The sequence below is a fragment of the Brevibacillus sp. MCWH genome (assembly GCF_013096935.1).
GTDB classification, from domain to species: domain Bacteria; phylum Bacillota; class Bacilli; order Brevibacillales; family Brevibacillaceae; genus Brevibacillus; species Brevibacillus aydinogluensis.
This window is the reverse complement of sequence record NZ_SDLF01000007.1, coordinates 36,518-61,784: the sequence shown is the minus strand read 5'-3', so window position 1 is coordinate 61,784 and position 25,267 is coordinate 36,518. Positions and strand designations below refer to the sequence as shown.

At 57.4% G+C, this 25,267-nt stretch carries 22 protein-coding genes; all 22 read left to right on the top strand.

Annotated elements, in window-relative coordinates:
• Positions 1 to 216: 216 nt before the first annotated feature.
• The 22 genes from ETC00_RS08560 to ETC00_RS08455 all read left to right on the top strand — a co-directional run bounded on the left by ETC00_RS08560 (position 217) and on the right by ETC00_RS08455 (position 25,218).
• Positions 217 to 1,869 (top strand): acyl-CoA mutase large subunit family protein, encoded by a 1,653-nt coding sequence (locus ETC00_RS08560; RefSeq protein ID WP_171565578.1) that lies wholly within the window; start codon positions 217 to 219, stop codon positions 1,867 to 1,869.
• 45 nt (positions 1,870 to 1,914) lie between these two features.
• Positions 1,915 to 2,766, top strand: a complete 852-nt coding sequence (mce, locus tag ETC00_RS08555; protein ID WP_171565577.1) for a methylmalonyl-CoA epimerase — start codon at positions 1,915 to 1,917, stop codon at positions 2,764 to 2,766.
• Positions 2,759 to 4,315: an acyl-CoA carboxylase subunit beta gene (locus ETC00_RS08550; protein WP_171565576.1), complete on the top strand. Its 1,557-nt coding sequence runs from the start codon at positions 2,759 to 2,761 to the stop codon at positions 4,313 to 4,315. Before mce ends, ETC00_RS08550 begins: the two co-directional genes overlap by 8 nt.
• A 294-nt stretch (positions 4,316 to 4,609) precedes the next feature.
• Complete coding sequence (locus ETC00_RS08545) at positions 4,610 to 5,725, top strand: M20/M25/M40 family metallo-hydrolase (RefSeq protein WP_171565575.1); 1,116 nt, start codon at positions 4,610 to 4,612, stop codon at positions 5,723 to 5,725.
• A 198-nt stretch (positions 5,726 to 5,923) separates the two neighbouring features.
• Entirely contained in the window at positions 5,924 to 7,111 is a 1,188-nt protein-coding gene (locus ETC00_RS08540) for a DUF3866 family protein (protein ID WP_171565574.1), read from the top strand.
• Positions 7,112 to 7,274: 163 nt separating this feature from the next.
• On the top strand, positions 7,275 to 7,832 hold the full coding sequence (locus tag ETC00_RS08535) for an NUDIX domain-containing protein (RefSeq protein WP_171565573.1): 558 nt from the start codon (positions 7,275 to 7,277) through the stop codon (positions 7,830 to 7,832).
• Positions 7,819 to 9,015: an endonuclease Q family protein gene (locus tag ETC00_RS08530; protein ID WP_171565572.1), complete on the top strand. Its 1,197-nt coding sequence runs from the start codon at positions 7,819 to 7,821 to the stop codon at positions 9,013 to 9,015. Before ETC00_RS08535 ends, ETC00_RS08530 begins: the two co-directional genes overlap by 14 nt.
• Before the next feature lie 57 nt (positions 9,016 to 9,072).
• On the top strand, positions 9,073 to 9,699 hold the full coding sequence (spoIIM, locus tag ETC00_RS08525; protein ID WP_171565571.1) for a stage II sporulation protein M: 627 nt from the start codon (positions 9,073 to 9,075) through the stop codon (positions 9,697 to 9,699).
• A gap of 94 nt (positions 9,700 to 9,793) precedes the next feature.
• Complete coding sequence (gene fur, locus ETC00_RS08520; RefSeq protein ID WP_035289716.1) at positions 9,794 to 10,258, top strand: ferric iron uptake transcriptional regulator; 465 nt, start codon at positions 9,794 to 9,796, stop codon at positions 10,256 to 10,258.
• Between the two features lie 116 nt (positions 10,259 to 10,374).
• Positions 10,375 to 11,505: an alanine dehydrogenase gene (gene ald, locus ETC00_RS08515; protein WP_171565700.1), complete on the top strand. Its 1,131-nt coding sequence runs from the start codon at positions 10,375 to 10,377 to the stop codon at positions 11,503 to 11,505.
• A gap of 68 nt (positions 11,506 to 11,573) precedes the next feature.
• Positions 11,574 to 11,813, top strand: a complete 240-nt coding sequence (locus ETC00_RS08510; protein ID WP_171565570.1) for a YqzK family protein — start codon at positions 11,574 to 11,576, stop codon at positions 11,811 to 11,813.
• A gap of 88 nt (positions 11,814 to 11,901) precedes the next feature.
• Entirely contained in the window at positions 11,902 to 12,789 is an 888-nt protein-coding gene (gene xerD, locus ETC00_RS08505) for a site-specific tyrosine recombinase XerD (protein WP_171565569.1), read from the top strand.
• A 70-nt stretch (positions 12,790 to 12,859) separates the two neighbouring features.
• Positions 12,860 to 14,035 (top strand): phosphopentomutase, encoded by a 1,176-nt coding sequence (gene deoB, locus ETC00_RS08500; RefSeq protein ID WP_171565568.1) that lies wholly within the window; start codon positions 12,860 to 12,862, stop codon positions 14,033 to 14,035.
• 33 nt (positions 14,036 to 14,068) lie between these two features.
• Entirely contained in the window at positions 14,069 to 14,878 is an 810-nt protein-coding gene (locus tag ETC00_RS08495; RefSeq protein ID WP_171565567.1) for a purine-nucleoside phosphorylase, read from the top strand.
• Positions 14,879 to 14,913: 35 nt separating this feature from the next.
• A complete protein-coding gene (locus tag ETC00_RS08490) occupies positions 14,914 to 16,218 on the top strand; it encodes a pyrimidine-nucleoside phosphorylase (RefSeq protein ID WP_171565566.1) in 1,305 nt (434 codons plus the stop codon).
• A 377-nt stretch (positions 16,219 to 16,595) separates the two neighbouring features.
• Positions 16,596 to 17,066: an Lrp/AsnC family transcriptional regulator gene (locus ETC00_RS08485; RefSeq protein WP_171565565.1), complete on the top strand. Its 471-nt coding sequence runs from the start codon at positions 16,596 to 16,598 to the stop codon at positions 17,064 to 17,066.
• Positions 17,067 to 17,189: 123 nt separating this feature from the next.
• Positions 17,190 to 18,830, top strand: a complete 1,641-nt coding sequence (locus ETC00_RS08480; protein ID WP_171565564.1) for a peptide ABC transporter substrate-binding protein — start codon at positions 17,190 to 17,192, stop codon at positions 18,828 to 18,830.
• A gap of 267 nt (positions 18,831 to 19,097) precedes the next feature.
• Positions 19,098 to 20,030 (top strand): ABC transporter permease, encoded by a 933-nt coding sequence (locus tag ETC00_RS08475; protein WP_171565563.1) that lies wholly within the window; start codon positions 19,098 to 19,100, stop codon positions 20,028 to 20,030.
• Positions 20,031 to 20,036: 6 nt separating this feature from the next.
• Positions 20,037 to 20,951 (top strand): ABC transporter permease, encoded by a 915-nt coding sequence (locus ETC00_RS08470; protein ID WP_171565562.1) that lies wholly within the window; start codon positions 20,037 to 20,039, stop codon positions 20,949 to 20,951.
• Positions 20,952 to 20,965: 14 nt separating this feature from the next.
• Complete coding sequence (locus ETC00_RS08465) at positions 20,966 to 21,961, top strand: ABC transporter ATP-binding protein (protein ID WP_171565561.1); 996 nt, start codon at positions 20,966 to 20,968, stop codon at positions 21,959 to 21,961.
• A gap of 15 nt (positions 21,962 to 21,976) precedes the next feature.
• Positions 21,977 to 22,936 carry an ABC transporter ATP-binding protein gene (locus ETC00_RS08460; RefSeq protein ID WP_171565560.1) on the top strand — a complete coding sequence of 320 codons (960 nt, stop codon included), beginning with the start codon at positions 21,977 to 21,979 and terminating at the stop codon, positions 22,934 to 22,936.
• 188 nt (positions 22,937 to 23,124) lie between these two features.
• On the top strand, positions 23,125 to 25,218 hold the full coding sequence (locus ETC00_RS08455; protein ID WP_253264268.1) for a methyl-accepting chemotaxis protein: 2,094 nt from the start codon (positions 23,125 to 23,127) through the stop codon (positions 25,216 to 25,218).
• Positions 25,219 to 25,267: the final 49 nt, after the last annotated feature.

Here is a 25,267-nt window from a genome sequence, read left to right as displayed (position 1 = left end):
ATCGGGACGACCAGTGCAATCACCAATACGATTACCAATACCTTGGCAAACAGGGACTGATTCCTCATCATTACTACCTCCTGAACCGGGCCTTGCAAAAAATTGCTTCACGAAAAGTGGAAATTGTCGCGTTATTGTATACTTCGCTGTGCTAGAATTGGAAGGGGGAGCCTTTGATTCCTCCTGCCGATTACACATTGAAACGGGGGTTGACCGGTGACTACAAAAGATTGTACCGAACTGTACCGGAAGTGGCAACAAGAGCTGGCCGAGCGTCTGGCAAAGACGCCGGAGCGCAAACAGCGCTTTGCCACCTCGTCGGACATTGAAATAGATCCGCTGTATGTGCCGGATCAGATTGATGACGCTTACATGGAAAAGATTGGTTTCCCAGGCCAATATCCCTACACTCGCGGCGTTCAGCCCAACATGTACCGCGGCCGCTTGTGGACGATGCGCCAATACGCCGGATTCGGTTCGGCGGAGGAGACCAACAAACGCTTTCGCTACCTGCTGGAACAGGGACAAACCGGGCTCAGTGTAGCGTTTGATCTGCCGACGCAGATCGGGTACGACTCCGACCATCCCATGGCCGCCGGCGAGGTGGGCAAGGTGGGGGTGGCGATCGATTCGCTCGAGGACATGGAGACCCTGCTGGCGGGAATTCCGCTCGACAAGGTGAGCACGTCAATGACGATCAACGCACCCGCATCCGTGCTGCTGGCAATGTACATTGCCGTGGCCGAAAAGCAGGGGGTACCGTCGGAAAAATTGTCGGGCACGATTCAAAACGACATTCTCAAGGAGTACATCGCGCGCGGCACGTACATCTTTCCGCCAAAACCGTCGATGCGGCTGATTACGGACATCTTTGGCTACTGCGCCAAACACGTGCCCAAGTGGAATACCATTTCCATCAGCGGCTACCACATTCGGGAGGCCGGGTCCACCGCCGTGCAGGAAGTCGCTTTTACGCTTGCGGACGGCATCGCCTATGTGGAAGCGGCGCTGCAGGCCGGACTGGACATCGATCAATTTGCGCCGCAGTTGTCGTTTTTCTTCAACGGGCACAACCACTTCTTTGAGGAGATCGCAAAATTCCGGGCAGCACGCCGGATGTGGGCGCGTCTGATGCGGGAGCGTTACGGGGCCAAGAATCCGAAGTCGTGGCAGTTCCGCGTCCACACCCAGACGGGCGGTTCGACGCTGACTGCGCAGCAGCCGGACAACAACATCGTTCGCGTAACCATCCAGGCCTTGGCCGCAGTGTTGGGCGGCACGCAAAGCCTGCACACCAACTCGCGCGACGAGGCGCTCGCCCTGCCGACGGAGGAGTCAGCGCGAATTGCGCTCAGAACGCAGCAGATCATCGCTTTTGAAAGCGGTGTGACCGACACTGTCGATCCTCTGGCCGGTTCGTATTACGTCGAGTATCTGACGGACCAGATTGAGTCCAGAGCGCTGGAATACTTGGAGAAAATCGAGCAGATGGGCGGAGCGGTGGCTGCCGTGGAAGCGGGCTACATGCAGCGGGAAATTCAAAAACAGGCCTACGAAACGCAGCGGAAGATCGAATCGGGCGAAGAAAAAGTGGTCGGCATGAACTGCTTCCAACTGGAACACGAGCCGCAGCCAGAACTGCTTCGCGTCGATCCGGCTTTGGGCCGCAAACAAAAGGAGCGCCTGGATGCGCTTCGGGCGCGTCGCGACAACCTCGCTGTTGAGCAAACGCTCAATCAGTTGAAAGCGGGCGCGGAGGGGACGGAAAACCTCGTGCCGCTGATCCTGGAGTGTGTCCGCAGCTACGCCACCATCGGCGAAATCTGCGGCGTGCTGCGCGAGGTGTTCGGCGAGTACCGCGCCGTATAGGGACAGCCGCTGTCGAGGATTCAGAAGTGAACAAGGGGGATCAACATGGAACGAACCATTCGCGTACTGGTAGCCAAACCGGGACTGGACGGCCATGACCGCGGCGCTCTGGTGGTCGCGCAAGCGCTGCGGGACGAGGGCATGGAAGTAGTCTATACCGGGCTAAGGCAAACGCCCGCACAGATTGTCAATGCCGCCATACAGGAGGACGTGGACGTCATCGGCCTGTCGTGTCTGTCGGGTGCCCACAATGAACTGTTTCCGGAAGTAGTCCGCCTGCTTAGGGAGCAGGGGGCGGACGACATTCTCGTCATCGGCGGCGGAGTGATTCCGCAGGAGGACATTCCCTATCTGAAATCGCAGGGGATTGCCGAGGTCTTTACTCCTGGGACGCCGACGCGGGTGACCGCCGATTTCATCCGCTCTCATGTGAAGCGCAAGCGGATGAGCCTGCTGCCTGCTCCCAACAAGATTGCCCACATCGGCATCGCCGTCAAAAGCCTGGACGATGCCCTTCCGTTCTACACCGAACAGTTGGGGCTGCCGCTTTTGGGGACGGAAGAAGTGGCTTCGGAACAGGTACGGGTGGCGTTTTTGGGAATCGGCGAGAGCCGCATCGAGCTCCTGGAGCCGCTCGGTCCGGACAGCCCGATCGCCCGTTTCATCGAAAAGCGGGGTGAAGGCATTCATCACATTGCCCTCGACGTGGACGATGTGAATGAGCGCTTGCTCCGTTTGCGCGAAAACGGCGTTCCGCTCATCCATGAAACGGCAAAACCGGGTGCCCACGGTGCGCAGATTGCTTTCCTGCACCCCAAGGGGGCGCATGGCGTCCTGTACGAATTGTGTCAGGCTCCGAAAGCATCTGCGAGCAAGGAGGAAACGGCGCATGAGTGAAGCGATGTACGAAAAAATCAACGACATGTATGAACGGAAGCGGAAGGTAGAGATGGGCGGCGGCGACGAAAAAATCGCCGCCCAGCACAACCGGGGCAAACTGACGGCCAGGGAACGGCTGGACCTCCTGCTCGATCCGGACAGTTTCGTGGAACTGCAGCCGTTCGTCAAGCACCGGGCCACCCACTTCGGCATGGACAAGCTGGAGGCCCCAGGCGAAGGCGTGGTCACCGGTTATGGCAAGATTAACGGCCGCCTGGTGTACGTGTTTGCCCAGGACTTCACCGTTTTCGGCGGAGCTCTAGGGGAAATGCACGCCAGAAAGATCGCGAACATCATGGATTTGGCGGCGAAAAACGGCGCTCCGATCATTGGTCTGAACGACTCCGGCGGCGCGCGGATTCAGGAAGGGGTCGTCTCTCTGGACGGGTACGGCCATATTTTTTACCGCAATTCCATTTACTCCGGGGTTGTCCCGCAAATCTCCGTCATTCTCGGTCCGTGCGCGGGCGGGGCGGTGTATTCGCCGGCCATCACCGATTACGTCTTTATGGTGGAGAAGACGTCGCAGATGTTTATCACCGGTCCCAAGGTAATTGAGACAGTCACCGGCGAAAAAATCTCCAGCGAAGACCTGGGCGGTGCATCGGTTCATTCCGCCATCAGCGGCAACGCTCATTTCACGGCGGAGACGGAAGAGGACGTGCTCCAGCAGGTGCGCCGTCTGCTCACCTTCCTTCCGCAAAACTACCGGGAGGAACCGCCGTGCGTACCGTACGACGGAGACCCGGGCGATTGGCTGGAAGAGCTGATCGAGCTGGTGCCCGTGGCCGGAACGAAAGTGTACGACGTGAAAAAAGTGCTGGAGAAAGTGGTGGACCACGGCGACTTTATGGAAGTGCAGCCCAATTTTGCCCGCAACATCGTGGTCGGTTTCGGCCGCATCAACGGTCAAAGCGTGGGGCTGATCGCCAATCAACCCAAAGTGATGGCCGGCGGGCTGGACATCGATTCTTCGGACAAACTGGCCCGGTTTATCCGCACGTGTGACGCCTTTAACGTGCCGCTGATCACGTTTGTGGACGTCACCGGCTTTTTCCCGGGCATCAATCAGGAGCACGGCGGAATCATCCGTCACGGGGCAAAAATCTTGTACGCCTATTCAGAGGCAACCGTGCCGAAAATCAGCGTAATCACGCGCAAGGCGTACGGCGGGGCGTACGTTGCGCTCAACTCCAAGGCAATAGGGGCAGACGTGGTCTACGCCTGGCCGAACGCGGAGATTGCCGTGATGGGGCCGGAGGGGGCAGCGAACGTCATCTTCGCCCGGGATATCGAGCAAAGCGACGACCCGGCTGGCACGCGGCAGGCGAAGATCGCCGAATACCGCGAAAAATTCGCCAATCCGTACGTCGCGGCAGAGCACGGCATGGTGGACGACGTGATCGATCCGCGTGAAACGCGCAAGTACCTGAGGCTGTCATTGGAAATGCTGAGAAACAAACGGGAGCAGCGGCCCGACAAGAAGCACGGCAACATCCCGTTGTGATCCGGCTGTTTATGGAAGCCTTCCGACGTTTGATTGTCAGGCAGCAGGTTGGCAGGGGTTGCGGGAATACATGGTGTAAAAAAATTTTTTGCGGTATACTGGTACATGTAGGCAAGGTAGGAAGGTGAATGTTCCGGGCCATGGCGGCAAAAGCGTGCGGCATGTGCGTAAAAAGCCAGGACACGTCCGCATCGCTGGTGCGCCGGACCGGGATTCCCGCAAAAATCTGGACCCTGCCGGCTATGGTGCTATTGATCCCTGCGCGGCAGGACATCTTTCAGGGAGGAATCGGGTGTGATCAACCAGGAACGTTTGCTAAACGAGTTTCTGGAGCTCGTCCAAATCGACAGCGAAACCAAACATGAGGCGGCCATTGCCAAGGTGCTGAAGGAAAAATTGACGGACCTGGGCTTTACGGTGGAGGAAGACGACGCGGCTGCCAAAACTGGCCATGGCGCAAACAACCTGATCGCAACGCTGGAAGGCACCGCCCCAGGGCCGGTCATTCTGTTCAGCAGCCACATGGACACGGTCGTGCCGGGCAACGGCGTCAAGCCGCAGGTGCGCGACGGGTACGTCTACTCAGACGGGACGACCATTCTCGGCGCTGACGACAAGGCCGGCATCGCGGCGATTTTTGAAGCGCTGCGCACGTTGAAAGAGAAACAATTGCCGCATCCGACGATCCAGATCGTATTCACGGTGGGCGAAGAATCGGGCCTCGTTGGTTCCCGTGCGATGGATTCCAGCTTGCTGAAGGCGGAGATGGGCTTTATCCTGGATTCTGAGGGACCGGTGGGCAAGATCACGGTTGCCGGAGCGGGGCAGTATCGGATTGTGACAAAAATCTACGGCAAGGCTGCTCATGCAGGCGTCAATCCGGAGGACGGCATCAGCGCCATCACCGTCGCCAGCAAGGCCATTTCCCGCATGCCGCTGGGCCGCATCGACGCGGACACGACCGCCAATGTCGGCCGGTTTGAAGGCGGCAAGGCATACAACATCGTGACGGACTACGTGGAAGTCTGGTCCGAAGCGCGCAGCCTGGTGATGGACAAGCTGGAGGCGCAGGTGAAAAAGATGACCACCGCCTTTGAAGAAGCGGCGGCAGAAATGGGGGCGCGCTGCGAAAACGACGTGATCTTCATGTATCACGGCTACAAATTCAACGAAGAGACGCCGGTGGTGCAAAAGGCAATCGCTGCCGTGAAGCGCGTGGGCCGCGAACCGGAGTTGATTGCCAGCGGCGGCGGCAGCGACGGTAACATTTTCAACGGGTTCGGCATTCCGAGCGTGAACTTTGGCATCGGGTACGAAGAAATCCATACGAAAAACGAACGCATGCCGATTGCGGAACTGAACAAGGCAGCAGAGCTGGTGCTGGCGATTATCGCTGAAGTGCTGGAGTAAGCAATGCAGTGTGCGGGCCGGGTACCCTGAGTGGGGTCCCGGCCTTTTTGTACGCGTGCGGGCAGTGAAAAAGCCTGGCCTTAGCCGCTTGGCAAAAGGAAGCCGATCGCGGGAGCACACAAATGATTGGGCAAGCCATGCCAAACATAGACTGATCATGAGAAGACCCTGAAACGGTGGAAGAAGGGAGGAAGTGACATGCTTCGCGTGGCTGCGGGGATGGTGACAGAGGTACGGGAAAAACGGACGGGTGTGCAAATCCTGGACGTGCGCCTGCACGACAGCGGCCTCGTCGAACCGGCCGTCTCGTTTTTCGACGAAGACCTCGCCGCGGGCGACGAGGTTCTGGTGAATACGACCGCTGTACGGCTGCAGCTGGGAACGGGCGGGTTTCACATCGTCATCGGAAAAACGAGGAGAACCGTCGAAGACGATCTGTCCCCGGGAGCGTGGGGCCACGTGATGAAAATGCGCTACGCGCCCTCGCAGCTGGCCGTCGATACAGTGGAAGAGCAGGACAGCCCGTACCATGAACGGTTTTGTGATGAATCGCTATCACTGGAGGGAACGCCCGTGCTGATCGGCGAACTGCACAGCCTGCTTCCGGCTGCCGCAGCGGCGGTCGCATGGGCGGCACCGGAAAAACGTCAGGTGTATGTAATGCCGGACGCCGCTTCCCTGCCGATCGCCCTGAGCCGGCAGGTGGCGCGCCTAAAGTCAGCAGGCGTGCTGGCGGCGACCGTCACCGCGGGACACGCCTGGGGCGGCGACAGGGAAACCGTGACGATCCACAACGGCCTCCTGGCGGCCCGGCATGTGGAACAGGCGGACGTGATCCTGTGCTTTCTCGGCCCGGGTGTGACCGGAACAGGGACGCCGCTGGGCTTCTCGGGCATGCAGTTGGCGGAGGTGATTCACGCCGTCTCCCTTCTGGGCGGCATCCCGTTTTTCATCCCCCGTCTCAGCTTTGCCGATCCCCGCAAACGCCACTTTGGCATCAGCCATCACACGCGGACCGTTCTCGGCCGTTTTGCGCTGCGGCCGGTGCTGTTGGCAGTGCCCGAATTTGGCGACGGACGCGACGACATTGTCCGCAGTCAAACGGCTGAGCTGATCCGCAGCGGCAGTCATCTGGCCGTAAGCAGGCCGGCGCCGGATCATGAACAGCTGGAGCGGTTGGAGCAGATGTTTGGCCTGTCGTTTGTCACGATGGGCCGGCACTGGCGGAACGATCCGGCCCCGTTTCAGGCGGCTGTTCTGGCCGCAGATCTCGCGGTGCAGAGCACTCCCTTTTTGGCCGAATGTGCTAGCGGCGGGACGCACCGCTGCGCCGGGCCAGATACTCTTGCAGCGTTAGCTCTTTTTTTGACCAGGAGCGGAGTGTAGCGCGGATTTCCCACGCTTTGCCGACCATGCGCAGATGCTTTTCGCTGACATAGGTTTTCATCCCAATACGCCTCCGATACAATAAGGGTGGACAAGTGTCTTGCTCCACAATATGAGGCAGCCGGACGCGTTTAGAACCAGATCTCGAAAAAGGATGATGAGCGTGAGCGATCAAGACCGTTTATACGAAAAGACCATCAGCAGTCAGACGATTTACGACGGACGGATTATCAAGGTAAAGGTGGATGAGGTGCTGCTGCCCAACGGCAAAACGGCAAAGCGGGAAATTGTCAATCACCAGGGAGCGGTGGCCGTTCTGCCGCTGACGCCGGACGGCAAGATGGTCGCCGTGCGCCAGTTTCGCAAACCGCTGGAGCGGACCATCGTGGAGATTCCGGCAGGCAAACTGGAGCCGGGGGAAGAGCCGCTCACCTGTGCCAAGCGCGAACTGGAAGAAGAGACAGGGTATCAGGCCGCCAGTTATGAGCTCCTGAGCTCGTTTTATACGTCACCGGGGTTTGCCGACGAACTTATGCACGTCTACGTGGCGACGGGACTGACAAAAGGGGAAAGTCGTCCGGATGAAGACGAGTTTGTCGAGGTGCTGGAGCTGACGCTGGAAGAGGCGAAGGAACTGCACCGCACGGGAGAGATTTGCGACGCCAAGACCGTCGCCGCCCTGTTTGCCTGGGAGAATCGGGTGCTGCATGAACGTGGTTGACAGACGGCTGCCGCGCTACTTCTGTGACATGCACATCCACATCGGCGGGACGAAGAGCGGCAAACCGGTCAAAATCACCGCATCCCGGCAGATGACCCTGACGCGGATTCTGGAAGAAGCGTCCGAGCGAAAAGGCATGGACGTCATCGGGATCATCGACGCTCACGCTCCCGAGGTGCAGGAAGAGCTGATTGGCCTGCTGGAAACGGGAGCGGCCGAAGAGCACAGGGATGGCGGCGTTCAGTACAAGCAGACCCTGCTGATTCTCGGATGCGAAGTGGAGATCAAAGAACCGGGACGAGGAGAGGCCCACTTCCTCTGTTACCTGCCGAACGTGGGGGAGATGCGCCTTTTTACCGACTGGCTGTCCCGACGCTGCAAAAACGTCAATCTCAGCTCCCAGCGGATCGGAGCCACGCTGCGGGAACTGCAGGAGAGGGTGGCCGAAGGAGGCGGCGTGCTGGTTCCGGCCCATATTTTCACGCCGCACAAAGGCCTGTACGGCAGCTGCACCGACTCGCTTTCGGAGGTGGCGGAGCCCTCTACCATCCCGGCCGTCGAGCTGGGGCTGAGCGCCAATACGGACATGGCCGACCGGTTGACGGAGCTGCATGACAAGACATTCCTGACCAATTCGGACGCCCATTCGCTGGCGAAAATCGGCCGCGAGTATCAGGCGATGGCCATGGCCGAACGCTCGTTTCGGGAGTGGATGCGGGCTTTGCGCAGGGAAGCGGGGAGAGGCGTCGCTGTCAACTACGGTCTTCATCCGCAGTTGGGGAAGTACCATCAGACTGCCTGCCAATCGTGCCAATCGACACTTCCGGCAGACGCCGATGGCCGCTGTCCGCAGTGCGGCTTCAAACGGGTGGTCCGGGGCGTCTTTGACCGGATTGAACAGTTGGCTGATTGCCCGGCCGGCGTCCATCCGCCGTTTCGTCCCCCGTACGTGGAACAGGTGCCGCTGGAGTTCATTCCCGGAGTAGGCCCGAGGCTGCGTGACAAGCTGTACTGTGCGTTTGGGACGGAGATGAACATTCTTCACCGGGTGGGCAGGGAAGAACTTGCCGGCGTGGTCGGTGAGCGAATCGCGGATCTGATCGTCCAGGCCAGGGAAGGGCGGCTGAACGTCAAGGCCGGAGGAGCCGGCACGTACGGCAGGATCGTGACAGGCAAGGCATAGGCGCCCGGACTTCCGCATAAGCTGTACAGTAATCAGCGTTGCGGGAGGGGAAACGGCGTGCGGGCAAGAGTTGGACAAACAATCCAGGCATATGCGCGAGAGCATCAGTCGCTTTACTGGTTTACGATCGTACTGTTTGCGATGGGCATTATTTTTGGAGCGGTGATCGTCAATTCCTTGCCGCTTTCCCAGCGACAGGAGCTGTTTGGCTTTCTGCAGTACTTTTTCAACACGCTCGGAAGCCAGGGCATTCCCGAGCCGACGGCCCATTTCCAACAGGCGTTCGGCCACTATGCAAAAACGGTGGGCATCTTGTGGATGCTGGGGCTGTCCATCATCGGTCTGCCGATGATCCTGCTGCTGCTGTTTCTCAAAGGAGTGGTCGTCGGGTTTACAGTCGGCTTTCTGGTGAATCAGCTTCAGTGGCAAGGTGTGACGCTGGCGTTGGCGGGCGTATTGCCGCAAAATTTGCTGGTGGTGCCGGCCCTGTTTATCGTCGGGGTGAGCGGCATCTCGTTTTCCATGCGGCTGATCAAAACGCGGCTCCTGAGCAGACGGGACGTGATTCTGCCCCACTTCGTCGGCTACACCGTGTTGGTCGTTGTCATGCTGGCCGTCCTGATGGTGGCGGCGCTGTTCGAGACGTTCGTCTCCCCCAGGCTGATGCAAATGGTGCTTAATTAAGAATAATTCTCATTTAATAACGTATGTATTTGACTTCTGGAACACCCCTCTACTATAATAGGAGCAGGTTTCATGCGAGCGGGGAGGGGCATTTATGTTGGAAGAAAAGTTAGAGAAGATCAAGCAGCAACTACATTCCCAGAACTATAAACTGACGCCACAACGTGAAGCCACTGTTCGCGTTTTACTGGAAAACGAGGAAGATCACCTGAGTGCGGAAGACGTCTACCTTTTGGTCAAGGAAAAAGCCCCGGAAATTGGTCTCGCCACGGTGTATCGAACCCTGGAACTGTTGAGCGAGCTGAAGATCATTCACAAGATGAACTTCGGCGACGGGGTGGCTCGCTACGATCTGCGCGACGACAACGCCGAGTACCACCACCACCATCTGATCTGCCTGAACTGCGGCACGGTGGATGAAATCTTTGAAGACCTGCTTGTCTCCGCAGAAGAAAAGGTCAAGAATGTTTACAACTTTTACATTACCGACCATCGGCTCACCTTCTACGGCATCTGCCATCGCTGCATCGACAAGGTGAACGTGGAGGACTTTAAATAGAAAAACTTCTCTGTGCGGGAGAAGTTTTTCTTTTTTTCTGCCCCGGGTTATGGAGCAGGACCTCCGGTGGCATGATAAGGAAAGCGCAAATGCGAGCCACAGGAGGCGAATGTGTGATGATTATCGGGGTGCCAAAGGAAATCAAAGACAACGAAAACCGCGTGGGGCTGACCCCCGCCGGCGTGAGCGCATACATACAGGCGGGCCATCGCGTGTTGGTCGAGACGCAGGCGGGGATCGGTTCCGGTTTTTCCGACGAGGATTTTTCGGCAGCCGGCGCGGAAATTCTCGACAGTGCAGAGGAGGTATGGCAGCAGGCGGAGATGATCTGCAAGGTAAAAGAACCGCTGCCTGCCGAATACAAATTCTTTCGCGAAAACCTGATCCTGTTTACCTATCTGCATCTGGCGCCGGAACGCGAACTGACCGAGCAGCTCCGTGCCAAGAAAGTGGTCGCGATTGCCTACGAGACGATCCAGACTGACGACGGTTCGCTGCCGTTATTGATGCCGATGAGCGAGGTGGCCGGCCGCATGTCGGTGCAGATTGGCGCACAGTTTCTGGAAAAGCCGCACGGGGGAAAGGGAGTGCTCCTGGGAGGCGTTCCCGGTGTCCCACCGGCTCATGTGGTCATCGTCGGCGGCGGCATCGTCGGGACCAATGCGGCCAAAATGGCGGTCGGCCTGGGGGCGCAGGTGACGATTCTCGACATCAACGCCAACCGGCTGCGCGAACTGGACGATCTGTTCCAGGGACGATTGCGGACACTGATGTCCAACCACTACAACATCGCGCAGGCGGTAAAGGACGCCGACCTCCTGATCGGGGCGGTCCTGATCCCCGGGGCGCGGGCGCCCAAGCTGGTGACGGAGGAGATGGTCAAGTCGATGTCTCCCGGATCGGTCATCGTCGACGTGGCGATCGATCAGGGGGGCTCGATCGAGACTGTGGACCGTATTACCACACACAGCGAACCGACATACGTCAAGCACGGCGTCGTCCACTACGCGGTGGCCAACATGCCGGGAGCGGTGCCGCGCACGTCGACAATCGCCCTGAGCAATGTTACAATACCTTACGGCCTGCAGTTGGCGAACAAGGGGGTCCGCGCCGCCATCACCCAAAACCGCGCGCTTGCCCGCGGCGTCAACGTGCTGAACGGCCATGTGGTGTACGAAGCAGTGGCCACCTCGCTGAATCTGCCGTATGTCCCGCTGGAAGACGCGCTGCATGACCTGCACGTATAGCGTACCGAATGGAGCAGGAGACCAGCGCATATACTGGAGGTAACACGGAAACGGGGAGGATTGCATCGATGCGAGTATCGTTTCGGCGGCTGATGGAGATTCTCCGGTTTTTCCTCCTGTTCGTTACCTGTGCGCTGTTGTCCTACGGGATCATCAGCCTCTTGTCAGACAGGTTCCTGCCAGGCGATCCCTACCGCGAACCGCACGGCAATGCCGTCAAAGTGGTGAAGCTGATCAACGCCCAGGGAGGCGGAAGTTGGGACGGATACCTGTCCCGGCTGCAGTTGTTCTACCTGACGGGAGAGTAACCGTTACCTTTTTCGCGGGAAAAAAGAGGACTTTTCCGTTCCCGCGTGGAAAGCATATCAAGACACTTACCTGAAGGGGAACAGCTTCATGGACACGCTGATTGATCAATTCATCCATTTCCTGGCTGTGGAAAAAGGGCTGTCGCCCAACACGCTCGAATCGTACCAGCGGGATATGGTTGCCTATACGGCATACCTGCAGGAGCAGGGGGTGACCCGGATCGAGGACTCCACGCGGAGCCAGATTATCGGCTATCTGATGACCCTCCAGGAAAAGGGACGGGCTACTGCCACCCTGTCCCGCAATCTGGCGTCAATCCGGGCCTTTTATCAATATCTCGTCCGCGACAAGTACATAGACAAGGACCCGTCCATCCATCTGGAGACCCCCAAAATTGAAAAGCGCCTGCCCAAGGTGCTCTCGGTCGAGGAAGTGGAACGGCTGCTCGACAGCCCGCCGGTCGACTCTCCGGCAGGGCTGCGCGACAAGGCGATGCTGGAACTGCTGTACGCGACCGGTATCCGCGTCTCCGAACTGGTCAACCTGGATGTAAGCGATGTCAACCTGGAGATGGGATTCGTCAAGTGCATGGGCAAGGGGTCCAAGGAGCGGATCATCCCGCTCGGCTCCGTCGCCATCCAAATGGTGCGCCACTATTTGCAGGCGGGACGGCCGAAGCTGGTGAAGCAGCCGGGCGAGACAGCCCTGTTTCTCAACCATCTGGGCAAGCAGATCACCCGGCAGGGATTTTGGAAAATCATCAAGCGCTACGCGCAGAAGGCCAACATTCGGACCGAAATCACGCCGCACACGCTGCGCCATTCGTTCGCCACGCACCTGCTGGAAAACGGAGCAGATCTCCGGTCTGTACAGGAAATGCTGGGTCACGCGGACATTTCCACAACGCAGATTTACACGCATGTGACCCGTTCGCGCATCAAGGACATTTACGCAAAAACCCACCCGAGAGCGTAGTCTCTCTTTTTTTCCTCGTCAGACGTCTGACGACTGAACACTTTGATGATTGTTGCAGGAGGCGGTTTTTATGTCACGTTTTTCTCGAGTCTTCTTAATTGTGATGGACAGCGTCGGAATCGGGGAGCTGCCGGATGCGGCCCGCTTCAACGATGAAGGCGCTCATACGCTGGGCCATATCGCCGAGCGAGTCGACGGCTTTTCCCTGCCTCATCTGCAGGCGCTCGGCCTGGGCAATATTGCCCCGTTGCGAAACGTACCGGCTGTTGAAGCTCCCAAGGCGCACTGGGGGAAAATGAAAGAGATCTCTATCGGCAAGGACACGACGACCGGACACTGGGAGATCATGGGCCTGCACGTGTCCACGCCGTTTCGCACCTATCCCGACGGCTTCCCGGCCGAGCTGATCCGCGAGTTCGAGCAGCGGATCGGACGCAAGGTGCTGGGCAACAAGGTGGCGTCCGGCACCGCGATTATTGAGGAACTGGGCGAGGAACACATGCGGACCGGCGATGTAATCGTCTACACCTCGGCCGACAGCGTGTTCCAGGTGGCAGCGCACGAAGAAGTGGTGCCGCTGGAAGAGCTGTACCGCATCTGCCAGATCGCCCGCGAGCTGACACTGCGGGACGAATTTGCCGTCACCCGCGTCATCGCCCGTCCGTTCGTCGGCAAGCCGGGGGCGTTTGTGCGTACGCCCAACCGGCATGATTACTCCGTCAAGCCGTTTGCGCCGACGGTCATGAACCGGCTTGTGGATGCGGGGCTGACGTCGATTGCGATCGGCAAAATCAGCGACATCTACGCCGACGAGGGCATTACCCGCTCCATTCGGACCCAGGACAACATGGACGGCGTTGACCAGTTGCTGAAGACGATGAACGAGGATTTTACCGGCTTGAGCTTTGTCAATCTGGTCGATTTTGACGCCAAGTATGGCCACCGCCGCGATCCCGAGGGCTACGGCCGGGCGCTGATGGAGTTTGACGCCCGCATTCCGGAGCTTCTCAATGCGCTGGACAGCGGTGACTTGTTGATCATCACCGCCGATCACGGCAATGACCCGGTACACCACGGCACGGACCACACCCGCGAATACGTGCCGCTTCTGGTCTACCACAAGGGCATCGCGCAGGGAAGCGATTTGGGCGTGCGCGGCACGTTTGCCGACGTCGGCGCGACGATTGCCGAAAACTTTGGCGTCAAGGCGCCCGAGATCGGGGAAAGCTTTTTGGCCAGATTGTAAGATGAAAAAATGAAATCGAGAGGGGAAAACACGATGAGCAGCATACAAGAAGCAGTTGCCTACATTCAACCGAAACTGACGGAAAAACCGACCATCGGCCTGGTGCTCGGCTCCGGTCTGGGGGTACTGGCAGACGAGATCGAAAATCCGGTCGTCATCCCGTACCACGAGATTCCCGGCTTTACCGTCTCCACCGTGGTCGGACACAAGGGACAGCTTGTCATCGGCAAGCTGCAGGGCAAGCAGGTCGTGGCCATGCAGGGGCGTTTCCATTATTATGAAGGTCACGAACTGGACGCCGTGGTGTTCCCCATCCGCGTCATGAAACAGCTCGGCGTGGAGACGATCATCGTCACCAACGCTGCCGGCGGGATCAATGAGAGCTACAAGCCGGGCAACCTGATGCTGATTGCCGACCACATCAACATGACGTTCCGCAACCCGCTGATCGGCCCCAACGACGACACGCTGGGTCCCCGTTTCCCCGACATGTCGGAAGCCTATTCCAAATCACTTCGCGCTGTGGCAAAAGAAGTGGCGGCAGAGCTGGGCATCACCTTGCAGGAAGGGGTCTACGTCGGTCTGCTCGGCCCGAGCTACGAGACGCCGGCCGAGATCCGCATGCTGCGGATTCTGGGAGGAGACGCCGTCGGCATGTCGACCGTGCCGGAGGTAATCGCGGCCCGTCACATGGGGATGAACGTGCTCGGCATCTCCTGCATCAGCAACATGGCGGCCGGCATCTTGGAACAGCCGCTTTCCCACGATGAAGTGATGGAGACGACCGAACGCGTGAAGGCCCAGTTCCTGTCACTGGTGAACGGGATCGTGGCGAAATTATAGGCTGGCGGCAGCACACGAGGGTGGGGTGAAACAGCATGCGCATGGTGGATATTATCGCGAAGAAACGGGACGGCAAGGAACTGAGCACGGAGGAGATTCAGTTTCTCGTCGACGGCTATACAAATGGAAGCATTCCCGACTACCAAATGTCCGCCTGGGCCATGGCCGTACTGTTCCGCGGCATGACGCCGCGCGAAACCGGCGATTTGACCATGGCGATGGCAAGATCCGGGGAGCAGTTGGACTTAACGTCCATTCCGGGAGTAAAAGTGGACAAACACAGCACTGGCGGCGTGGGCGACAAGACGACGCTGGTCGTGGCGCCGCTGGTGGCGGCGGCCGGCATTCCCGTGGCCAAAATGTCCGGACGCGGTCTGGGACACTCGGGCGGCACGATCGACAAACTGGAGTCGTTCGCCGGGTTTCAGGTGGAACGCACCCGCGAGCAGTTCTTCCAACAGGTGCGGGACATCGGTGTGGCGGTAATCGGTCAGTCCGGCAACCTGACGCCCGCAGACAAAAAACTGTACGCCCTGCGTGACGTAACTGCCACGGTGGAAGCAGTGCCGCTGATCGCCAGCTCGATCATGTCCAAAAAGATCGCGGCGGGGGCCGATGCCATCCTGCTTGATGTAAAAGTAGGCAAAGGCGCATTTATGAAGACGCTGGAAGAAGCAGAGACACTCGCCCGCGCAATGGTGGATATCGGCAGCCAGGTGGGGCGCAAGACGGTGGCTGTCATCAGCGACATGAATCAGCCGCTTGGCTTTGCCGTAGGCAACGCGCTGGAAGTAAAAGAGGCGATCGCAACGCTCGCTGGAAACGGTCCCAAGGATTTGACGGAATTGGCGCTGGCAATCGGCGCTCGCATGCTCGTGCTGGGCGGGCTGGCGTCGTCTGTGGACGAAGGGCGAGGCCGTCTGGAGGAGATCATCGCCAGCGGCAAAGCCGTGGATAAACTGGCGCAAATGGTGGAGGCACAGGGCGGCAACAAACGTGACGTGTACGAACCGGACCGCCTTCCCCAAGCGGGATTGACCGCACAGGTCACGGCGCAGCAGGACGGCTACCTGGCCGGGATCGACGCAGAGACGGTTGGGCATGCCTCTGTCGTGCTGGGGGCGGGCCGATTGACCAAGGAGATGCCGATTGACCTGGCGGTTGGCATCGTGCTGCACAAAAAGCGGGGGGATCGGGTGCGCGCCGGCGAACCGCTGGCCACCCTGCACGCCAACGACGAGCGCTTGCTGCAAGATGCCCTCAAGGACGTGGCTGAAGCGTTTGCGTACAGCAGCGAGCAGCCGCCGGAGCAGCCGCTCATTTACAAGATTGTTGAATAATAGCGACGTGTGTGAGCCACCCCGAAGCAAACACAGGGAGTGCGGTGCTGCCGCACGCCCTGTTGCGCAGGGGAGAACCGCTGGAGAGCGCTCTGCGGTCGTTGTTATCTGGCAATTCGGATAAAAATGTGCAATCTCCGATAAATTATTATTGATTAATCAACTGAATTGCGGTTCAATGGTAGAAAAGAGGCTTGCCATATAATATAAAAAATTATTTATTGTTAAGAATCCGTTTATAATTTTTTATAATTCTACTTGTCAAAATTCGTTGACACCAATAACAATTGCGTATATTTTTAAGGTGACAGGCAAAATGTTAACGATTTTTTCGAATTTCGTAAAAATCTGATGGAGGTTCTACAAAAATCGTATTTATGAGAAAGCTGGACCATGTTGATAAACAGATCCTGCAGATCCTCCAGGAAGACGGACGACGGCCCTATACCGAAATTGCTCAACAACTAGGCTTGAGCGAGGGCACCATCCGTTCGCGCATCACCCGCCTGTTGCAAGATGGCGTGTTTCAGTTCGTGATTCACCCCGATCCGGAAAAGCTGGGATTGCACGTTCAGGCCATTATCGGTCTGACCACCAAGCTGGGATGGCAAAACAGCGTGGCCGAGGAGCTGAGCAAGTTTCCCGAGGTTCGGTTCGTGGGTGCGTTCAGCGGCAAGCACGACTTGATCATTCAAGCGTGTTTCCATAATAACGAAGAACTCATCACCTTCGTCAACGAGCGGCTTTCGCAAATTGAGGGAATCGCCGCGGCCGACGTGTCGCTGGAACTGAAGCAGTACAAGGATTCCTTCTCGTTCGTTCGTGACGACGAAGTGCCGATCCAGTGAAAGGAGTTGATGCCAGTCAAAGTCATCGCGAGCACTTGTCCATTTTTTGGTATTTGAATATTCGGAAAAAAGACAAAAGAAGGAAGAAAGAGAAAAAAGATCAGAGAATTGGGGGTTATTGCGTTGAAAAAGAGCATTTTTGCACTTGTCAGTTCTGTAGCTGTTCTCGGTGCGGCCTTGGCCGGTTGCGGTGGTCAGCAAGCATCTACGGGCGATCAAAACAAGCCTGCTGATCAACAACCAGCCGAAAACAAAGAGAAAAAACCGCAAGTTCTGCGGCTGAACCTGCATTCCGAGCCGCCGACTGCTGACCCGGGCATTGCCGAGGACACGACGTCCGGTGCGATCATTCAGGCGACCTTTGACGGCCTGACCCGGATTGGCAAGGACGGCAAAACACCGGAACCGTCTGTAGCGGAAAAAATTGACGTATCTGACGACGGTCTGACGTACACGTTCCACCTGCGAGAAAGCTACTGGAGCAACGGTGATCCGGTAACAGCCCATGACTTTGAATACGCCTGGAAGCGTGCCCTCGATCCGAAAACGGCATCCAACTACGCGTATCAGCTCTACTACATTAAAAATGGCGAAGCCTTCAACAGGAATCAAGCGAAAGCGGAAGACGTCGGCGTAAAAGCGCTGGATGAAAAGACGCTGCAGGTGACACTGGAAAACCCGACGCCGTTTTTCCTCGAACTGACCACGTTCAGAACGTACTATCCGGTCAATAAAAAACTGGTCGAATCGAATCCGAAGTGGGCGAACGAAGCGAGCACCCACGTGGGCAACGGTCCATTCAAGATGGAATCGTGGGAGCACAAGAGCAAAATGGTGCTCGTGAAAAACGACAAATACTGGGACGCAGAAAACGTCAAGCTGGAACGCATCGAGTTCTCCATGGTAGAGGACGAGATGACCGAGCTGAACATGTATGAAAACGGCGATCTCGACTGGGCCGGCGCACCGATGAGCTCCCTGCCGACGGATGCCATTCCGGCGCTGAAAGACTCCGGAAAGATGACGACTCAGCCGATCGCTGGTGTCTACTGGTACAAGTTCAATACTGAGAAACCGCCGTTCAACAACGTGAAGATCCGGAAAGCATTTGCCTATGCGATCGACCGTCAGTCCCTGATTGACAACATCCTGCAGACCGGCCAGCTCCCGGCCATGGGCGCCGTGCCGCCATCCATGGCACTGAACAAGGACGGCTACTTCAAGGACAACGACGTGGAAACGGCCAAGAAACTGCTGGAAGAGGGCATGAAGGAGCTGGGCATTTCCAAGCTGCCGACGATCACACTCTCCTACAACACGCATGAGGGCCATCAAAAGATCGCTCAGGCGATTCAGGACCAGTGGAAGAAGAATCTCGGCGTAGACGTGAAACTGGAAAACAAAGAGTGGAAGGTGTACCTGGAAGACCTCCACGAGGGGAATTATCAGGTCGGCCGCATGGGTTGGCTGGGTGACTTCAACGACCCGATCAACTTCCTGGAACTGTACAAGGATAAGGATGGCGGCAACAACGACACCCGTTGGGAACATCCGAAGTTCAAGGAGCTGCTGAACCGCTCCGCGAAGGAATCGGGAGAACAGCGCATGAAGACCCTCGCCGAAGCGGAAGCGATCCTGATGGACGAAATGCCCATCATGCCGATCTATTTCTACACCCTCTCCTGGGTGAAGGACGACGATGTCCATGGCGTCGTCATCGACGGTCTGGGCGGCGTCGACTGGAAATGGGCGTACATTGAGTAATCGTGAGTTCCCCGCCGTTTGAGCGCACGCCAACGGCCCCCGGTTCTGCAGGGATAAGGTATATGGAACCCCATATACCTTATCTTTTGCGGACTGGTTGCAAGAGACAGACGGCAGTACGCCGATAGAGAGAGAATAAGAGCAAGAGATCTGCCACAAGGGTTATTTGCACAGCCGATTTTTGCACTGCTTTCCGTGGGAACGCAGTGCAAAGATGGGTCGTGAAAGCAACAACACCATCATTCAATGCATAAGGGGGTAAGTTTTTTGATCCGTTATCTTGGCAAGCGTATCTTTTTTATGCTGCTCTCGCTATTCCTGATCATAACGGCCACCTTCTTCATCATGAAAGCGGTTCCGGGTGGTCCGTTTACGTCCGAAAAAAACGTTCCGGACGAAATTCGCGCCGCGCTGGAGGCCAAATACAAGCTGAATCTGCCGCTGCATGAGCAGTATCTCGATTATCTGATAGGCATCCTCAAATGGGATTTGGGGCCGTCATTTGCCGAAAAGTCCTCCACGGTAAATGAAATCATTAACCGCGGGTTCCCCGTATCTGCCCATCTGGGTGCGCAAGCCCTGCTGATTGCCATCTTTGGAGGCATCACGCTGGGTGTCATTGCGGCGTTGAAGCACAACAAATGGCAGGACTATACTGCCATGGTTCTCGCTGTGCTCGGATTGTCTGTTCCCAGCTTTATTCTTGCTTCATTTTTACAATACTTCTTTGCAATGAAAATGGGCTGGTTTCCCATTGCGAAGTGGGAAGGATTTGAGTATACGATTCTGCCTTCTCTTGCGTTGGCTGCCATGCCGATGGCGTTTATCGCACGCCTCACCCGCTCCAATATGCTGGAAGTGATGAGTCAGGACTACATCAAGACGGCAAAAGCCAAAGGCCTCAACACGGTTACGATTACCGTCAAGCACGCGATTCGCAACGCTCTCCTGCCTGTCATTACTTACCTGGGTCCGCTTGTTGCCAACATTTTGACGGGTGCGTTTGTCATCGAGCGCATTTTCGGGGTGCCCGGACTGGGACGCGAGTTTGTCATGTCCATCACGAACCGCGACTACACGGTCATCATGGGAACGACAGTGTTCTACTCGATTATCCTCGTCACGGCGGTTTTGCTGGTAGACATCGCGTACACTCTGATTGACCCGAGGATCAAACTGAGTGACACAGGAAGGGAGTAATGTTTCATGCAACTGACGAAAGAGCATTTCGAGCCCATATCCGTCGATTTTCGCCAGGCGGAGGAAATCAAGCGTCCCAGCCTCTCTTTCTGGGCTGACGTCTGGCGCCGGCTGAAAATGAACAAGGTGGCCATGGCCTCCCTGATCTTTATCCTGATCCTGGTCGCCTGTGCCATTTTTATCCCGATTTTCAGTTCCCATGACTACAGGACGACTGAACTTACAGGCAAGAACCAGCCGCCGTCGGCTGAGCACTGGTTTGGGACGGATGACTTGGGCCGTGACGTTTTCGTCCGCGTCTGGTACGGCGCACGCATCTCGCTGGAAGTAGGGTTTGCTGCAGCCATCATCGACTTGATTATCGGGATGATCTGGGGCGGTATCGCCGGTTTCTACGGGGGCAAAGTGGATGAAATCATGATGCGTATTGCCGATATTTTGTACGCAATTCCATACCTGCTCGTGGTGATTTTGCTCATGGTGGTGATGGAGCAGGGGGTTGGCACCATCATCATCGCTCTGACCATTACCGGTTGGATCGGGATGGCGCGGATTGTCCGCGGCCAAATTATCCAATTGAAGGCGCAAGAGTTTGTCCTGGCAGCTCGCTCCCTTGGTGCGGATAACAGCCGTCTGATTTTCAAACACCTGATCCCCAACGCGCTGGGGCCGATCATTGTAACGTTGAGTCTGACCGTACCGAACGCGATCTTTGCGGAGTCGTTCCTTTCCTTCATTGGATTGGGCGTTTCTGCTCCGGTCGCATCGTGGGGCACAATGTCGTCCGAAGGCTTGTCGGCCATGAGATACTACCCCTGGCGGCTGATGTTCCCGGCTCTCTTCATCTCCATAACAATGCTGGCATTCAACCTGTTCGGTGACGGTCTGCGCGACGCCGTAGACCCACGCTTGCGCAAATAGGAGGGATCATCACAATGGAACGCATTCTTGAAGTAAAAGACCTGCATGTCTCCTTCCACACGTACGCGGGGGAAGTAAAAGCGGTACGCGGCGTGAACTTTTACGTCAACAAGGGAGAAGCAGTCGCGATTGTAGGGGAGTCCGGCTGCGGCAAGTCCGTGACGGCACAAACCCTGATGAAGCTGATTCCGATGCCGCCGGGTGAAATCAAAAAAGGGGAAATCATCTTCAACGGCGAGAACATCGTCAATAAGTCAAACAAAGAGATGGAAGCGATTCGCGGCAAGGATATCGGGATGATCTTCCAGGACCCGATGACCTCGCTGAACCCGACACTGACTGTGGGCAACCAGATCATGGAAGGGTTGATCAAGCATCAAAAGATGACGCGTGCCGATGCCCGTGCGCGTGCCATCGAACTCTTGAACATGGTCGGCATCCCGCAGCCGGAAAAACGCGTCGACCAGTATCCGCACGAATTTTCCGGCGGGATGCGGCAGCGTGCCATGATTGCCATTGCGCTCGCCTGCTCGCCCAAGCTGTTGATTGCGGATGAGCCGACCACCGCGCTGGACGTGACGATTCAGGCGCAGATTTTGGACCTGATGAAAGAACTGCAGAAAAAGACAGGCACGTCGATCATCCTGATCACGCACGACCTGGGTGTCGTGGCGGAAATGTGCGACCGCGTCATCGTCATGTACGCTGGAAAGGTGATCGAAACGGGAACGGTCGACGACATCTTCTACAATCCGCAGCATCCGTACACCAAAGGGCTGCTGCGCTCCGTTCCGCGCCTGGACCTGAATCGCGACGAGCCGCTTACGCCGATTTTCGGCACTCCGCCGGACCTGCTTCGTCCTCCTGTCGGCTGCGGATTTACTGCCCGCTGCGAATCAGCCATGCGCGTCTGCCAGGAGTACGATCCTGAATTGAAAGATATCAGCTCGACACAACGCGCCGCCTGCTGGCTGCAGCACCCGCTGGCGCAGAACCGCGCAGGATCGTAAGAGGAGGGGTAACCAGTGGAGAAACGCGATACACTCATTGAAGTACGCAATCTGAAGAAATTTTTCAAGATCGGTGACAATACCCTGAAAGCCGTAAACGATCTGACCTTTGAGATCAAGCGCGGCGAAACGCTTGGCGTGGTAGGGGAGTCTGGCTGCGGCAAATCCACGGCGGGCCGTACCATTCTTCGATTGTACGAGCCTACTGCAGGCGAAGTCCTGTTTGAAGGTCAAGATGTGATGAAACTGAACCATCAGGAAATGAAAGCAATGCGCCGCAAGATGCAGATGATTTTCCAGGACCCGTACGCGTCGCTCAACCCGCGGATGACGGTGGGCGACATCATCGGCGAGGCGCTTGACATTCACGGCCTGGCGACCGGCCAGAAGCGCAAGGAACGAATTCAAGAGCTGTTGTCGCTGGTCAGCCTGAACCCGGAACACATGAACCGCTTCCCACACGAATTCTCCGGCGGTCAGCGCCAGCGGATCGGGATCGCCCGCGCATTGGCGGTCGAGCCGAAGTTTATTGTTTGCGACGAGCCGATCTCCGCGCTGGACGTGTCGGTACAGGCGCAGGTGGTCAACCTGCTGCAGCAGCTGCAGGAAAAGATGGGCCTGACCTACATGTTCATCGCCCACGACCTGTCGATGGTGAAGTACATTTCCGATCGCGTCGCCGTCATGTACCTTGGCAAAATGGTGGAGCTGGCCGAGAGTGAGAAGCTCTATGAAAAACCGCTCCATCCCTACACCCAGGCACTGCTTTCGGCCATCCCGATTCCGGACCCGGAAGTGGAGCGGAAACGGGAGCGCATCGTCCTGCAGGGCGACGTGCCCAGCCCGATGAATCCGCCGAGCGGCTGCCATTTCCGCACCCGCTGCCCGAAGGCGATGCCGGAATGCGCCGCTGCCGAGCCGGTGTGGAAAGAGGTGGAACCGGGCCATTTCGCGGCCTGCCATTTATACAACTAGAAACGCAAGGACAGGCATTCCCGATCAATCCGATTGGGAATCCTTCCTTTCTTGACAACACGGTACATGTGGCCTCTGCGAAACGACTGGGTATCTTCACCTGATATCTGTTCGCAGAGGCTTTTTTCATTGCTGCCGGCCTGGCATATTATGGAGCTTCTGATTGGAAAAAAGGGGGCTGTTGGCTCATGAAAAAACTGCGACTGCCGCATTTTCGGGACATGCGTCTGCGAGGAGTGCGCAAGGAAACATTGCCGAGTTGGCTGCGGAATACGCCCCGGGTGCTGGAGTCGTTCAAGGGACAGCTCCAGGGTTCGCTTGCCACCAAAATGATTGCGTTTGGCATTGTTCTTGTTTTGGTCATTATCGGTTCTCTTCAATTTATAGCGCTGTCCCTGTCCAAGTCGACGCTGATCGGGATCACGTCCACCCAGGCGAAAATGCTGGCGGAACAGCATGCCGCCAGCATGGAGGACTGGATCGTGGAAATGATGGACTCTGCACGGGAGACGGCGTCTAAGCGCGTGATGATGACGGAGATGGAGCCGCTGATTAAGGAGCAGTTCCAACTGCTGCGGCAAAGCCACAAGGAGATTGCGAAAATCTACCTGGTGGATACGGCCAGCGGAAAAGCGCTGTACTCGCTAACGGGGCGGGTTGAGACGGATTTCAGGCAGAAGAAGTTCGTTCAACAGGTCGTGTCGACAGAGGCCCCAGTCGTCTCGGATGAAGAGATCGTGCTGGGCGGTGACAGAAGCTATCTCTACATCGCCACACCGGTCGGCGAGAAAAACAAGGATACCTCTCGCGTGCTGGTAGTCGGCTTTACGATTGAGCCGATCATCAACAAGGTAGAGGCGATTCCGTTCATGCAGAACGGGTATGCGTTTGTGGTCCGGCCGGACGGGCTGGTCATTGCTCACCGCGACCCCGGGCAAAACGGAAAGCTTTCCCTTGCCGAAAACGGCGACTACGAGGAGATGCTCGAGTTGGCAGGACAAAAGCAAAGCAGCAGCTTGTTGTATGAAGCAGACGGGCTGGACTCCTTTGCGGCACTGGCGCCTATCCCGTCGATCGGCTGGAGTGTCGTCCTGACTACGGGCATCGACGAGGTGTACGGAGACGTAAACGGTATGGGGCTTTACTTCGCCCTCATCAGCCTGCCTGCCATTGCCCTGTCGTCCATGCTGATCTGGTGGTTCGCCAAGCGCATCCGCAGGTCGCTGTACGCGATCGCCAAGGACATGGAGCGCATCGGTTCCGGCCGGTTTGACGTGGAGATCGAGGTCAAAGGCAGCGACGAACTGGCCATGGTGGGCCGAAAAATGAACGAAATGGTGGCGGAACTGCGCACGCTGATCTCGCTCGTGCAGGGACAAGCCGCCCGTTTGAACGACGCCGCCGACGAGTTGTCGGCCTTCGCCCAGCAAAACAAAGGGGCGATTCAGCTGATCACGGACAACGTCTCCACCATTTCCGAGCGGGTCGCCCTGCAAACGGGTGAAGTGGCGGCTGCCGTCCGTACCGTGTCGGAGATTTCGCAAGGGGTGGAACAAGTGGCAGTAGCGGCGGAATCGACGACGCTGGCCACGACACGCACCTTCGAGCGGGCTTCGGACGGATTGGAACTGGTGGAAAATGTCATCTCCACCGTCCGGCACGCGACCGGTGAAGTGGAGCAGACGGCCCGTCAGATGCATGGCCTACGAGACCGGGCCCGCCAGATTACCAGCATCGTGGAGATGATCAGAAACATCGCCGCGCAGACCAACCTGCTGGCGCTCAATGCGACAATCGAGGCTGCCCGCGCCGGCGAAGCGGGACGCGGTTTTGCCGTCGTCGCCAGCGAAGTCCGCAAGCTGGCGGAAGAGAGCAGTGCCTTCTCTGAACACATCGCCTCCATTGCCCATTCAATCAACAACGACGCGATGGGGATGAGCAGCCATATGGACGAGATCGTCGCGATGGTCAACAATGGACTTCAGTCCGTAGAGTCAGTGGGTGTTGCCTTCCAGCACATCGTCGCCGACATTCAATCGGCGGCGGAACAGAGCGAAGCGATGTCGGCCGCGTCAGAAGAGATGGCCGCCGGCAACCAGGTGGTTACCAGCTCGATGCACCGGCTCTCCGCCATGTCAGATGAGATCAATCAGTCGCTTGGCGGCGTCGTGGAAACGGTCGACGAACAGCTGAACGCCATTGCGCGGATCAGTCAAAATGTGGAACAACTGAAATCACTGGCGGATGAATTGTCCGACAACGTTCGCAAGTTTGTGATCTGAATGCGGTCCCCTTTCGCCCGGGCGAAGGGGGCTTTTCTTTAGCAAAAAT

Excerpts from the sequence above, each read along its gene's own strand:
- mce (WP_171565577.1), top strand. The coding sequence starts at position 1,915 with ATGGAACGAACCATTCGCGTACTGGTAGCCAAACCGGGACTGGACGGC.
- ETC00_RS08550 (WP_171565576.1), top strand. The coding sequence starts at position 2,759 with ATGAGTGAAGCGATGTACGAAAAAATCAACGACATGTATGAACGGAAG.
- ETC00_RS08540 (WP_171565574.1), top strand. The coding sequence starts at position 5,924 with ATGCTTCGCGTGGCTGCGGGGATGGTGACAGAGGTACGGGAAAAACGG.
- ETC00_RS08530 (WP_171565572.1), top strand. The coding sequence starts at position 7,819 with ATGAACGTGGTTGACAGACGGCTGCCGCGCTACTTCTGTGACATGCAC.
- fur (WP_035289716.1), top strand. The coding sequence starts at position 9,794 with ATGTTGGAAGAAAAGTTAGAGAAGATCAAGCAGCAACTACATTCCCAG.
- ald (WP_171565700.1), top strand. The coding sequence starts at position 10,375 with ATGATTATCGGGGTGCCAAAGGAAATCAAAGACAACGAAAACCGCGTG.
- ETC00_RS08510 (WP_171565570.1), top strand. The coding sequence starts at position 11,574 with ATGCGAGTATCGTTTCGGCGGCTGATGGAGATTCTCCGGTTTTTCCTC.
- xerD (WP_171565569.1), top strand. The coding sequence starts at position 11,902 with ATGGACACGCTGATTGATCAATTCATCCATTTCCTGGCTGTGGAAAAA.
- deoB (WP_171565568.1), top strand. The coding sequence starts at position 12,860 with ATGTCACGTTTTTCTCGAGTCTTCTTAATTGTGATGGACAGCGTCGGA.
- ETC00_RS08495 (WP_171565567.1), top strand. The coding sequence starts at position 14,069 with ATGAGCAGCATACAAGAAGCAGTTGCCTACATTCAACCGAAACTGACG.
- ETC00_RS08490 (WP_171565566.1), top strand. The coding sequence starts at position 14,914 with ATGCGCATGGTGGATATTATCGCGAAGAAACGGGACGGCAAGGAACTG.
- ETC00_RS08485 (WP_171565565.1), top strand. The coding sequence starts at position 16,596 with ATGAGAAAGCTGGACCATGTTGATAAACAGATCCTGCAGATCCTCCAG.
- ETC00_RS08470 (WP_171565562.1), top strand. The coding sequence starts at position 20,037 with ATGCAACTGACGAAAGAGCATTTCGAGCCCATATCCGTCGATTTTCGC.
- ETC00_RS08465 (WP_171565561.1), top strand. The coding sequence starts at position 20,966 with ATGGAACGCATTCTTGAAGTAAAAGACCTGCATGTCTCCTTCCACACG.
- ETC00_RS08455 (WP_253264268.1), top strand. The coding sequence starts at position 23,125 with ATGAAAAAACTGCGACTGCCGCATTTTCGGGACATGCGTCTGCGAGGA.